The sequence below is a fragment of the Parapedobacter sp. GCM10030251 genome, from assembly GCF_042666505.1.
Lineage (GTDB): Bacteria > Bacteroidota > Bacteroidia > Sphingobacteriales > Sphingobacteriaceae > Parapedobacter.
Genome location: NZ_JBHTDN010000006.1, coordinates 92,632 through 104,508, shown reverse-complemented (window position 1 = coordinate 104,508; position 11,877 = coordinate 92,632). Strand labels below are relative to the sequence as shown.

The window sequence follows — 11,877 nt, the reverse complement described above, 5'->3', positions numbered from 1 at the left end:
GAAACATGCAGAAAGTTCATCGAGGGGCATCGCAAGGTGTTAGAGGTATACGGTATAACGATGATAACATCCAATAACGCGATATGGACGGAACATAAGAACACGTATGTGATTGTTGCCGAATCTCCTTACGATAGGACTGTTTTGGGTGGTGTGCGGTTGCAAATAGCGGACACTGATTTCAATTTGCCGATCGTCGACGCGGTGGGAAAGGTGGACGCCCGGATAGTAGATATTGTAAATAATCAACACGGCCGGATAGCGGAAGCTTGCGGTTTATGGAATTCTCGTGAAATTGCCGGAATGGGCGTGAGTTTTTTTTTACTGAGAGCTGCTATAGCTTTAGCCCATCGTTTACAGGTTAACGTATTATATGCTTTAGCCGCACCCGTAACGGTGGAAATGTGCGAAAACGCCGGATTTGAGATTGAACGGAATCTCGGGAAAAACGGTTTTTTCAATTACCCAAAATTAGGACTGGTGGCTACGGCTATGAAAATCGATGATTTAACGAATTTGCCCAATGCTACCGAGGTGGATCGAAATCACATTTTTAATGTTCGTGAAACTCCACAACAAACGACTGAAATCATGGGGCCAAAAGGCCGGCTATCCGTTAAATATTTTTTGAAATGAAGGCTTTTTTGCTCTTGGCTATCGTGCTTATTTTGTCTGGTTTGCGAGCCGAGGGCCAAGGCTTATCTAATGAACCGAAATTTAGATTATCGTATTTAGTTGACTCAAGCGGACGGCTTACGATCGATGAAATTACGAACCAAAAGTTTGAATCCGTTTCTGGTAGAAGATTGAACCTGGGTTTAAGTAGCGCGGTTTACTGGATTAAAATCGAGTTGTCCAAGTCTGTTCATCCGTCTGATATATTGAAGATATTCAACGGAACGCTCACGAAGGTAATTCTATATAGTAAAGAGGGCGATAGTTACGGCTCACAGCGGTTTAGCATAGAAAAAGTGGGTGAGTTTTCGTCTTACAAAACCCAATATCCGATATTTGATTTACCGGTTTTGACCCAAAGCAGCGTGGTTTATTTACAGGTTTGGAGCCACAATGTACTGGATTTGCCATTTTACGTGAATGACCGAAGTCATATAATGAAATCGGTCAGTTTCGATTTCTTATATTTCGGCATTTACGCAGGTATTATCTTGGTAATGTTCTTTTATAATTCTTTTCTGTATTTTTCCGTTAAGGACAAGAATTACCTATATTATGTGATTTATATTTTAATGGTGGGGCTCGCCCAAGCGTGCTTGAAAGGATATTCCACCCTTTTCCTATGGCCTAACAATGAATGGTTAATACGGCAATCGGTAAATTTATCAATTGCGATGTCGGGTATATTCGCTATACCTTTTGTCGTAAACTTTCTGAACATACGTCAGAATGCACCCAAGTTTTTATATGTGCTATTGGCCCTTGTAGTTATATATCTAATTGGGATCTTCATAAGCGTCAGTGGAAATTACATTCTCGCGCAGCAGGTATTACAAATCAATGCCTCATTAGTATCCATTACTATTTTAGTATGCGGCGGCTATATTTTCAGCCAAGGATACCGGCCGGCCTTATTTTTGATTGTTTCCTGGTTCTTTTTTTTAAGTGGTGTGATGATTTATATATTGAAGGATGTGGGTGTTCTATCTTTTAATATTTTCACCAATAATTCAATCTTAATCGGTTCAGGATTAGAAGCCGCATTACTTTCATTTGCCCTTGCAGATAAGATCAATACCTATAAAAAAGAAAAGGAAGAGTCTCAAACACAGGCGCTGTTGATCTCTAAGGAGAATGAGAAGCTGATTCGGGAGCAGAACATGGTACTTGAGCAACGCGTGGAAGAGCGAACCCATGCATTAAAAGAATCCAATGAGTCACTCCAAATGACATTGGACCATTTGAAAGAGACACAAGCTCAATTGATCGAAGCGGAAAAAATGGCATCGTTAGGACAACTTACTGCGGGTGTTGCTCACGAAATCAATAACCCGATTAATTTTGTCACTTCTAACGTTGGGCCTTTGAAGCGGGATATCCGCATTGTTTGGGATGCCATGGACGCTATTCAACGCGTAGCCCTATCGGATCTGCCAGTCGAGGAAAAGGAACACCAAATAAACAGGTATAGGGAAGAGCAAGATATTGAATATCTGAAAACAGAAATTGACTTTTTGCTCAGAGGGATGCATGAGGGGGCTAACAGAACTGCGGAAATTGTAAAGAGTTTACGTATTTTTTCAAGAGTTGACGAGGATTCGCTGAAATTTGCCGACATCAATGAAGGATTGGACTCCACGTTGGTGATTCTCAATAGTGTCATACGTGACGGAATACACGTGAATAAGCAATATGCCGAGGTGCCATTGGTAGAATGTTATCCCGGTAAATTAAATCAGGTATTTCTGAATATCATTACCAACGCGATCTACGCAATCAATAAAAAGTTTGATGGAAGTACCGGAGGAATTTTGGAGATTCGTACGGCTGTAACGGGAGACACCGTTTCTATATCCATCCAAGACAATGGTATGGGAATACCCGATGATATAAAAGACAAGATATTTGAACCATTTTTTACAACCAAAGAAGTCGGGGAGGGGACAGGCTTGGGTATGTCTATCGTGTATAATACAATAAAAAAGCATAAAGGTGAAATTAAAGTTGAATCGCAAACGGGCCAGGGAACGAAGTTCGTTTTAATGATACCTCTTATGCAACAAATTGGGTAAGCGCTGTTCAGATGAATTATTTTATGTTTAATTTTGTTTTGGATTTACATTGGCCGTATAAGTTTCCTTTATTTTTATGCATAAGTCGCCGGAAATACTATATATTGATGATGAGGCCAACAACCTGATTAGCTTTAAGGCTACGTTCAGGTATCGGTATCCCATATACACCGCTATCAATACAGATGAGGCACGTAAGATATTACAATCGAATCCCAATATCCAGGTTATCTTCTGCGACCAAAGGATGCCTGGAGAAACGGGAATTGATTTTTTGAACGACATAAAGCGCCAATTTCCGAGACCGGTACGCATACTATTGACCGCATATGCTGATATGGAAACAATAGTAGATGCGGTCAACAAAGGACATATATTTCGATTTGTACGCAAACCCTGGGTGGAGGAAGAGATCATTTCGTCTATCGAAGAGGCTAACAAATTCTATATTGCCAATTCCATGTTGGATATCCGGAACGAGGAACTCCAAAAGGCGTACGATGAACTCGATAAATTTGCTTATAGCGTTAGCCACGACCTGCGTGATCCTTTGACAGGTGTATTGTCTGCCATTAAATTGGCATTGGAGTACGATTCAGCCGAACGTATTCATGAAATTTTAGCGCTTATGGAGAGTTCGGTATTGAAACTTAATTCCTATATCAATAGCCTTCACGATTACTATTTATTGAAGCGGGGTGAACTCACTTTCTCTGAAATCGACTTCGAGGGATTATTTGCGTATTTCCAGGACTTTTATAGTATTTATACCCAAAGTAACAATGTAGAGTTCCGGATCAGGAGTCATCAAAAGGAAGAGTTTAAGAGTGACGAAACAGCATTGAAACTGATTTTACACAATTTGTTATCCAATGCGTTTAAATATCAAAAGAAGGATCATGTTAGGAAATTGGTAGAATTGTCTGTTGTTGTGGAAAGAGGCAAGGCACTTATACAGGTTAGTGATACGGGGATTGGAATCGCTGCGAAGGATATTGAGGACATATTTAAGTTATTCTTTCGCGGAAGTGACCAAGCAGAGGGTACCGGTTTCGGCCTCTACAATGTCAAAAGCGCGTTGATTAAACTTAGGGGTGAAATAAAGGTGGATTCTGTTGAAGGAGAAGGAACCACATTTACAGTAGTAATACCCAATAAATAGGTGATAAGTTGATGTAACGTGTTTAGGAAAGCAGTTTCTGCCGAAGTAAAAATTCCAATTGTTCATTGGTAACCTCAAGCTGAGAAAAGGATTCCGCTATTTTTTTACGATCCGCATAGATTTCGTAAGCTCGTTGGATTGTGCTGCTTAATTCTTCTTCGCTCCAAGGTTTGCTTAAATAGTGGAATATTTTCCCTTTGTTTACTGCATCCACAACTGCACCCATATCTGCATAGCCGGTGAGTAAAATCCGCATTGGATCTGGATTGATTTTGATGACTTCCTCCAGTAATTCGACCCCCGTCATCTGGGGCATCCGTTGGTCGGTGATGATGACGTCGATCGGTTTTTCTTTAATAAGTTGCAACGCTTGATTGCCACTTAATGCAGTATAAACTGTGTATTTCAGACGGAAAGTGGCTTTAAAAGAAATTAAATTGTTTTCCTCATCGTCCACATATAAAACTGAAATCTTCGTTTCCATATCAAGCGAATTTAATCTTGGGAAATACTTTTTTTGTAAATGGCAGTAAATGTGTCATGTAAACATTTGCTATTAAGGCTGTTGAATTCCCCATTTCCAAGATTCCAAGTTACTAAACTTTATCGTTAAAAACGCAACAATAATTAATATTTAATTCAAGGGATGACTCTTGATAATCAATTGTCGTGCGATAAGACTAACTTAGAACAAACGCAGTAGCCAAGGGAAGAGAAATGGAAGTGGGGAGGGGATACCCCAAACCTTCTCAAATCTCATTTGAGAAGGTTTGGGGTTGTTTTTAGAGCTAACAGAACTTCGGAGAAAAGTAAACGAGCCGATGGTAACTAAGCCCCCAGTTGCACTCTTTTGAATACGGTAACAGTCAGTCCTTTAGAAACGCTATCTAAGAACTGAGCAATGTTTTTGGATGAATCTTTTACAAACTCTTGATTCAACAACGTAGATTCTTTGTAGAATTTATTGAGTTTGCCTTGTGCAATTTTTTCTACCATTTCTTCCGGTTTACCCTCTGCCCGAATTTGCTCCTTCGCTATTTCCAGCTCGCGTTCAATGGTGCGAGCATCCACATCGGCCTTATCAATCGCTACCGGATTCATCGCAGCAATCTGCATGGCTACGTCTTTACCTGCATCGTCGGCACCATCAACTGCTTGAGTGAGTCCTACTAGTACGCCAAGCCGATAATTGCCGTGTATGTAGGCGACGACTTTCTCTGCTTCAACGGTTTCATATTTAGATACGTCTATTTTTTCTCCAATTTTGCCGGTTTGATCAAGCAATAAATCGGCGATTTTCACCCCGTTTATCTCCAACAGCTTTAGCGCTTCAAGCGATGTAGGCGCTTGGGAAACGGCAACATCCGCTACGCTTTCGCCAAATGCGATAAAATCTGCATTTTTTGCCACAAAGTCTGTTTCGCAATTTAGCTCGATAATCACGCCTTTTTTACCATCTGAAGTTGTCTTTGCGATAACGACGCCTTCATTTGAATCTCTGTCTTGGCGGCTCGCAGCCACTTTAGCACCTTTTTTCCGTAAATAGTCGATCGCAGCTTCGAAATCGCCGTTAGCTTCAATCAACGCTTTTTTGCAATCCATCATGCCCGCACCCGTTTGTTGGCGGAGCTTGTTCACATCTGATGCTGAAATTTGTACTGTGGACATTTTATTTCCTTGTTTTGTAGTTTACCATTAAGTTTTTGAAGTATGCAATCTAGCGATAAAAAAGCCGGATGGCTATCGGTTCACGGAAAGATAATCATTCCGAAACCTCTTGTTTACCATCCGGCTTCTAAAACGTAATTATTCTCCGTCTTGATTATCGTCTGCTTCAGCCGTTACTTCGGCCTCCGTCTTGGTTTTGCGCGGGCGTTTTCCGGAAGCATCTGCATCGGCCTTTGTTTCTTCTGCCGCAGCTTCTGGCTCTTCACCGCTATCTATTCGTGCCTTTGCAGCGGCCGCTTCTCGTTCAGCTTCTTCTTCTTTGTCACGTTTGCGCTCTTCTAGCCCTTCCTGGATGGCTTTCCCGATAATCTCCGTAATAAGGCTGATGGACTTGGTCGCATCATCGTTAGATGGAATGGGAAAATCAATGTTGGTGGGATCAGAGTTAGTATCCACCATCGCGAAGGTCGGAATATTCAATTTCAGCGCTTCGCTCACCGCAATGTGCTCTTTTTTTACGTCGATGATGAATAAAGCAGCAGGTAACCGATTCAGGTCGGCAATACCGCCCAAAAGGTTTTCCAATTTAACGCGCTCACGTTGAATCATCAATTTCTCTTTTTTCGATAGAACTGAGTAGGTACCATCTTTCGTCATCTTGTCGATGTTGGCCATCTTCTTGATTGACTTACGCACCGTAGCAAAGTTCGTAAGCATGCCGCCCAGCCAACGCTCAGTTACAAAAGGCATATTTACCGCTTTGGCCTGCGCTGCCACGATGTCCTTTGCTTGTTTTTTGGTGGCTACAAATAATACTTTTCTTCCCGACTTAACCACTTGTTTGATAGCCGACGCGGCTTCTTCGAGTTTAGTAAGGGTTTTATTTAAATCGATGATGTGGATGCCGTTGCGTTCCATGAAAATGTACTTGGCCATTTTCGGATCCCACTTGCGGGTAAGGTGGCCGAAGTGTACACCTGCATCCAGCAATTCTTGATATGTTGTTCTTGCCATTTTTGTTCTCCTTAAAAATTAACGTTTACTGAATTGGAATCTTCTGCGCGCTTTACGGCGTCCGGGTTTCTTACGCTCCACCATGCGGTCGTCGCGTGTTACCAATCCTTTAGCCCTAAGTGCAGATTTTACTTCCGGATCGAGCTCTATCAGTGCTTTCGCTATCGCCAGACGAACCGCTTCAGCTTGTCCTTTGATACCTCCTCCGGCCACGTTAACTTTTACGTCGTAGTTACCTACAGCGCCAGCTACTTCTGTGCTCTGGGTTACGATGTACTGCAATGGCAATGTTGGGAAATACTCTTTATAATCTTTACCGTTTACGGTGATGTTGCCGCTACCCGCAGATAAATAGATACGGGCAACCGCGGTTTTTCTTCTTCCTGAAGTGTTAGTTGTTGACATTTCTTTGCTCCTTAGAATTTAACAGTTTTTGGATTCTGTGCTGCATGTGGATGTTCGTTGCCTGCATAGACATATAGGTTCTTGAACAATGCGCGCCCCAAACGATTCTTTGGCAACATTCCACGTACCGCTTTTTCCACGATGCGCGTCGGGTGTTTGGCCAACAACTGTTTTGGAGACTCGAAACGCTGGCCACCCGGATAGCCGGTATACCGTTGGTACACCTTTTCTTCCAGTTTATTACCAGTGAGCCTAACTTTGTCTGCATTGATCACGATCACGTTATCGCCGCAGTCTACGTGTGGGGTATACGAAGGCTTGTGTTTTCCCCGGATTACCTTGGCAATCTGAGATGACAAGCGCCCCAGGATCTCGCCCTCAGCGTCAACAACAATCCACTCCTTGCTGACGGTGCTTTTGTTGGCAGAGACAGTTTTGTAACTTAACGTATTCACTTGCTTTGTTTTGAAATAATTAATAAATATATTTATCCCCTCGTTTAAGGGACTGCAAAGGTACAATAATAAAATTGATTTTTCAAAGCTATGGGGCAAGTAATAGGAGATGTGTTTTTTTTTCGGCAGCTTATGGCGTTCATCTGGCTATTAATTATGGGACATGTTGCTGTTGCCCAACAGGTTGTAACCGCACCTAGAATTTTGACAGCTGGAGATAGTTTGTTGATTAAAGAACTGTATTTCAGTGGCATACAGCAAAAGTCTGCCGGGCAGCTTGCCGCTGCGGAAAAGACCTTTGACAAGCTAGTGTTGTTGCAACCTGATAACGACGCTGCGCACTTTGAATTAGCGCGAATCTATTTAGAAAGGGAGGATTATACCGAAGCCGAACAGGCGGCAAAGCGAGCCGTCGGTATTGATCCCGATAATGAGTGGTATTGGTCCATCCTGTTGGATATTTATAAGAAGACCGGGAATATTAAGGCGATGCCAAGCGTTTTTGATGGGTTGATACGGGTTGATCCGAAGAAGAGATCTAATTACCAGGAAAAAGCTTATGTGCTATATTTGGATAAGCAATACCAAGCTTCATTGGCTACTTATGATACGATCTCTCGGAGATTCGGAGAGACCGACGAGCAATATTTTACGAAGTCCCAGATTTATCTGGCGCAAAACGACATAAAGTCTGCGATCGGGGAGTTGGAAACGCTTGTATCGCGGAGGCCCGCGGACGCTAAAGGGTATATTCTGCTGGCTGAGCTGTACACAAAAGTTAACGAAAGTAAACGAGCCATCACGTTGTTGGATGAAGCCTCTGCATTGTATCCGGACGAGCCCCTTATTTTATTGAGTAAATCGGATACCTACTTAGCCATGAACAGGCAAAAGCAGGCGTACGATTTTCTTCGACAGGCGTTTATTCGAACCGATCTTGATATTGATGCTAAAGCCGGGATACTGTATACAGCCGTTGCCAATCGAAATCGCCCCATGGCGCCGGAGTCGTTGACCAGATTGGCGGACTTGCTTGCGGAGACTTATCCCAAAGAAGCAAAGGCACATGCAGTAAAAGGTGATGTTTACATGCAATTGCAACAGCTGGAATCGGCGAGGCAAGCCTATTTGGAAGCACTGGATATTAACCAATATATCGAGAACATTTGGCAGCAACTTTTGCAGGTAGAGCTTCAAATGGCCAAATACAACGATGTTGAGTTGCACGGAAAGGAGTCTTTGAAATTGTTCCCTAATCATCCATTGCTCCTGTTCTTTACGGGCCATGGTTTTTTAGGAAACAGGAAATATTCGGAGGCACGCGTTTATTTAGAAGGAGCCTTAAATGTTGCGAATGAAGAACATACTCCTTTACTCACGCAATTGTATAGTAATCTTGGTGACCTATACAATGCCTTGGATATGCACGCAGAATCGGACGTGGCTTATGAAGAGGCGATTGCCTTAGACAGCACGAACGCATATGCACTGAATAATTACGCATATTATCTGGCAATACGAAAGGAAAAATTGGAGCTTGCGGCGGAAATGTCTAAAAAATCAAACGAACTTATGCCAAATTATCCTTCTTATCAAGATACCTATGCCTGGGTATTCTTTCAGCAGGGGAAATACGAGGAGGCCTTAAAATGGATTCAAAAAGCCATTAAAAACTCCGACAAGGTTTCGGATACCTTGCTTGAGCATCATGGTGATATTCTCGCTAAGCTAGGTGATACAAATAACGCCGTTGCGCAATGGAAAAAGGCAAGAGCCATCTCCGAATCGGTTGGCAAGGATATTGATAAGTTATCAAAAAAGATTGATGCGAGGCAATTTATTGATTAGGACGGTTATTGTCGGAATGCTGGTCGGGTTGGTGTTTTCCTGTTCGTCTAAAAAATCAATGGTGTCTGCGGGTGCAGGCGAAAAAAAAGTATCGCGTTCAGAGCGTGAGCAAGTCATCCAGCAAGTGAAAACGCATCAGCTCCATTTTACTACGTTTAGCGGGCGGGCGAAAAGTAAAATTACGATTAACCGCGAGAATTATGATGTGACAGCCAACGTACGCATCGAGCGGGACAAGGCAATCTGGATTTCGATGACGGCGCTCATGGGAATTGAGGTGGGTCGGGTGTTAATTACGCCGGATACTATCAAACTTATCAACCGCTTGCAAGCAACATATCTTGACAAACCCTTTGCTTATCTATATCATTTTACAAACGAGAAACTCAATTTTTTTAGCTTACAGCAGTTGTTGATTGGGAATGTGATTCACGAAGCGTTTAGGAGAGATTTGGAAATTTGGGATAATGGGCAAGGATATTCGTTGCGCGGTCACCACAATGATTTACAGTATTCGACACAATTGAATAGTAGCTACCGTCCGACGTTCACCGTATTGAACGATCTAATTCGCGACCAGCGGATGGAAGCGTCCTATGAAGATTATCAGTCTCTCGCAGGACGGGCCTTTCCGAGTCAAGTGAAAATTTCCATTATTTCGGAAGTGCTTAAGTTGCAATCTGAAATGCGCTATAGCCGTGTAGTCTATGATGACACATTGGATATGCCTTTTAATATACCGGCGAAGTACAAAGAAATCCAATAACGCCTACGTGCTATGAATATCGAGGTAGTTTTATTACTTTCGCAGACAACTAAGTGGCTCATTGAGAGAGATAGATAACACATTTATTAATGAAGTTTATTAAGGTAATTTTAAGCATACTTACATGTTGTCTGGCGCTAACGATATGTCATGCCCAAAGCAGTACTGAACTCAAAAAGCAACGTGAACGCTTAAATCGAGAAATTGAATTGCTTAATCAAAGCCTTAAAAGCACTTCCAGCGACCGTAGCCTATCTCTTAAGCAGGTGAATGCCCTCAACACGCAGCTGCGCCTGCGTGAGCAGAAAATCAGCACGATTAATAAGGAAATCAGCCTAATCAACAACCAGATTGCTTCTCACAACAAGACGATTCAAAATCTTCGTGATCAGTTAGCGAAATTACGTAAAGATTACGAAAGCATGATCATGTTTGCCTTTCGCAATCGAAATGCATATAACAAAATGATGTTTATTTTTGCTTCAAAGGATTTTAATCAGGCCTTTAAGCGCGTAAAATATCTTCAACAGTTCAACGAATCGCGGAAACATCGGGCAAAAGAAATAGAAGAAACGCAGAAAGCCATTGCGCTCAAAGTAGCTCAATTAGAAGCAAGCAAAAAGGAACAGGCGACTTTACTCGCGGATCAACAGGAGGAACGGAACGCCATTGCCAAAGAACAAGGCGCGGAATCAAAAGTGCTTCAAGCCCTTACCCAACAGGAAAAGCAATTTAAGCAGGAGTTGCAGAAAAAGCAGCAGGAAGATGAGCGTTTAGCGCGGGCTATCCGGACAGCCATCCAGCGTGAGATTGAAGAGCAGCGAAGATTGGAAGAAGAAGCTCGGCAAGCAGCATTAGCCCTAGAAGCGCAGCGCACGGGAAAAACCGTGAAGGAAATTGAGGCGGAAAAGCCTGCTGTCCGTAAAAGCGATTCTGAGGTTTTGGCGAATACGCCGGCGGCAGCCAAGCTTTCGGCTGATTTTGCAGGCAACCGAGGTCGGTTACCATGGCCTGTGCAGCAAGGATTTATCACACAGGGATTTGGGAGACATACAATCGGAAGAAACGTCACTGTGCAGAATGACGGGATTAATATTAGGACGAATAACAATGCACCCGTGCTGGCCATCTTTGACGGTACAGTACACACCGTCTTAAATATGCAGGGAAATATTTCCATAATCGTGCAGCACGGCAAGTATTTTTCGGTATATACCAACCTTAGCAATCCGGTTGTCAAGCGTGGACAAACGATACAAAGAGGACAAACCTTAGGCACTGCTTTGGTAGACCCCAATGATGGGACTTCTGAAGTGCATTTAGAAATTTGGGAAGGTTCCGCTCCTATAAACCCCGAGCCTTGGTTGGCTAAATAATTGGATAAATAAAAAATATTATCCGTACATTTGTGAAATTACCTGTGATGAACAGGTGAAGGTAGTAATTTTAAAACAACGATTATGTTAGATTCAGTGTTGTTATTTCTCGGTGCGCAGGAAATTATTTTGATTGTTTTAGCGCTTCTTTTGTTGTTTGGGGGCCGTAAAATCCCCGAATTAATGCGTGGGATGGGACGCGGTATCCGGGAATTCAAAGAAGGGCAAAAAGAAACTCCCAAAGAAGAATTGGAAGAGAATAAACAATAAAGCTCGTACCCAAATTATGAAAAGCTTTATACCGAATGGCTGTTCGGTGTAAAGTTTTTTATTTATTCGATGTACTTTTATCCGTCGCTGCACAATAAAAAACCAACGTGCGCGTTTTTCCATCATAAGGATATACTTAACCAATGGCAATTTAATTGTTAGTGAT

Annotated in this window: 12 protein-coding genes; 7 read left to right on the top strand and 5 right to left on the bottom strand. The window is 42.4% G+C overall.

Annotated elements, in window-relative coordinates; all coding sequences use genetic code 11:
- The first annotated feature begins 60 nt into the window (after nucleotides 1-60).
- From ACFQRK_RS16730 to ACFQRK_RS16720, 3 genes are all read left to right on the top strand, one after another.
- Nucleotides 61-636, top strand: coding sequence for a hypothetical protein (locus tag ACFQRK_RS16730; RefSeq protein ID WP_379008768.1), 576 nt, complete (start codon nucleotides 61-63; stop codon nucleotides 634-636).
- Complete coding sequence (locus ACFQRK_RS16725) at nucleotides 633-2,747, top strand: 7TM diverse intracellular signaling domain-containing protein (RefSeq protein WP_379008766.1); 2,115 nt, start codon at nucleotides 633-635, stop codon at nucleotides 2,745-2,747. Before ACFQRK_RS16730 ends, ACFQRK_RS16725 begins: the two co-directional genes overlap by 4 nt.
- A gap of 76 nt (nucleotides 2,748-2,823) precedes the next feature.
- The gene (locus tag ACFQRK_RS16720; RefSeq protein ID WP_379008764.1) at nucleotides 2,824-3,909 is read left to right on the top strand and encodes a hybrid sensor histidine kinase/response regulator; all 1,086 of its coding nucleotides are present in this window, start codon (nucleotides 2,824-2,826) and stop codon (nucleotides 3,907-3,909) included.
- Between the two features lie 22 nt (nucleotides 3,910-3,931).
- Here the strand turns inward: ACFQRK_RS16720 and ACFQRK_RS16715 are convergent, their stop codons facing one another.
- The 5 genes from ACFQRK_RS16715 to rplM form a co-directional block, all read right to left on the bottom strand.
- Nucleotides 3,932-4,393 carry a response regulator gene (locus ACFQRK_RS16715; RefSeq protein ID WP_379008762.1) on the bottom strand — a complete coding sequence of 154 codons (462 nt, stop codon included), beginning with the start codon at nucleotides 4,391-4,393 and terminating at the stop codon, nucleotides 3,932-3,934.
- 344 nt (nucleotides 4,394-4,737) lie between these two features.
- Nucleotides 4,738-5,577, bottom strand: coding sequence for a translation elongation factor Ts (tsf, locus tag ACFQRK_RS16710; RefSeq protein ID WP_379008760.1), 840 nt, complete (start codon nucleotides 5,575-5,577; stop codon nucleotides 4,738-4,740).
- Nucleotides 5,578-5,715: 138 nt separating this feature from the next.
- Complete coding sequence (gene rpsB, locus ACFQRK_RS16705) at nucleotides 5,716-6,591, bottom strand: 30S ribosomal protein S2 (protein WP_379008759.1); 876 nt, start codon at nucleotides 6,589-6,591, stop codon at nucleotides 5,716-5,718.
- Nucleotides 6,592-6,609: 18 nt separating this feature from the next.
- Nucleotides 6,610-6,996: a 30S ribosomal protein S9 gene (rpsI, locus tag ACFQRK_RS16700; protein ID WP_379008758.1), complete on the bottom strand. Its 387-nt coding sequence runs from the start codon at nucleotides 6,994-6,996 to the stop codon at nucleotides 6,610-6,612.
- An 11-nt stretch (nucleotides 6,997-7,007) separates the two neighbouring features.
- A complete protein-coding gene (gene rplM, locus ACFQRK_RS16695; protein WP_379008756.1) occupies nucleotides 7,008-7,451 on the bottom strand; it encodes a 50S ribosomal protein L13 in 444 nt (147 codons plus the stop codon).
- Nucleotides 7,452-7,541: 90 nt separating this feature from the next.
- Between rplM and ACFQRK_RS16690 the strand changes: the two genes are divergently transcribed.
- The 4 genes from ACFQRK_RS16690 (at nucleotide 7,542) to tatA (ending at nucleotide 11,711) form a co-directional block, all read left to right on the top strand.
- On the top strand, nucleotides 7,542-9,299 hold the full coding sequence (locus tag ACFQRK_RS16690; RefSeq protein ID WP_379008754.1) for a tetratricopeptide repeat protein: 1,758 nt from the start codon (nucleotides 7,542-7,544) through the stop codon (nucleotides 9,297-9,299).
- Nucleotides 9,241-10,065, top strand: coding sequence for a DUF4292 domain-containing protein (locus tag ACFQRK_RS16685; RefSeq protein WP_379008753.1), 825 nt, complete (start codon nucleotides 9,241-9,243; stop codon nucleotides 10,063-10,065). Before ACFQRK_RS16690 ends, ACFQRK_RS16685 begins: the two co-directional genes overlap by 59 nt.
- Before the next feature lie 89 nt (nucleotides 10,066-10,154).
- Nucleotides 10,155-11,441, top strand: a complete 1,287-nt coding sequence (locus ACFQRK_RS16680; protein WP_379008751.1) for a murein hydrolase activator EnvC family protein — start codon at nucleotides 10,155-10,157, stop codon at nucleotides 11,439-11,441.
- An 84-nt stretch (nucleotides 11,442-11,525) separates the two neighbouring features.
- Complete coding sequence (gene tatA, locus ACFQRK_RS16675; protein WP_090627988.1) at nucleotides 11,526-11,711, top strand: twin-arginine translocase TatA/TatE family subunit; 186 nt, start codon at nucleotides 11,526-11,528, stop codon at nucleotides 11,709-11,711.
- The last annotated feature ends 166 nt before the right edge of the window (nucleotides 11,712-11,877 follow it).

Coding starts and splice junctions, on each gene's coding strand:
- ACFQRK_RS16730 (WP_379008768.1), top strand. CDS start 61: ATGATAACATCCAATAACGCGATATGGACGGAACATAAGAACACGTAT.
- ACFQRK_RS16725 (WP_379008766.1), top strand. CDS start 633: ATGAAGGCTTTTTTGCTCTTGGCTATCGTGCTTATTTTGTCTGGTTTG.
- ACFQRK_RS16720 (WP_379008764.1), top strand. CDS start 2,824: ATGCATAAGTCGCCGGAAATACTATATATTGATGATGAGGCCAACAAC.
- ACFQRK_RS16715 (WP_379008762.1), bottom strand. CDS start 4,393: ATGGAAACGAAGATTTCAGTTTTATATGTGGACGATGAGGAAAACAAT.
- tsf (WP_379008760.1), bottom strand. CDS start 5,577: ATGTCCACAGTACAAATTTCAGCATCAGATGTGAACAAGCTCCGCCAA.
- rpsB (WP_379008759.1), bottom strand. CDS start 6,591: ATGGCAAGAACAACATATCAAGAATTGCTGGATGCAGGTGTACACTTC.
- rpsI (WP_379008758.1), bottom strand. CDS start 6,996: ATGTCAACAACTAACACTTCAGGAAGAAGAAAAACCGCGGTTGCCCGT.
- ACFQRK_RS16690 (WP_379008754.1), top strand. CDS start 7,542: ATGGGGCAAGTAATAGGAGATGTGTTTTTTTTTCGGCAGCTTATGGCG.
- ACFQRK_RS16680 (WP_379008751.1), top strand. CDS start 10,155: ATGAAGTTTATTAAGGTAATTTTAAGCATACTTACATGTTGTCTGGCG.
- tatA (WP_090627988.1), top strand. CDS start 11,526: ATGTTAGATTCAGTGTTGTTATTTCTCGGTGCGCAGGAAATTATTTTG.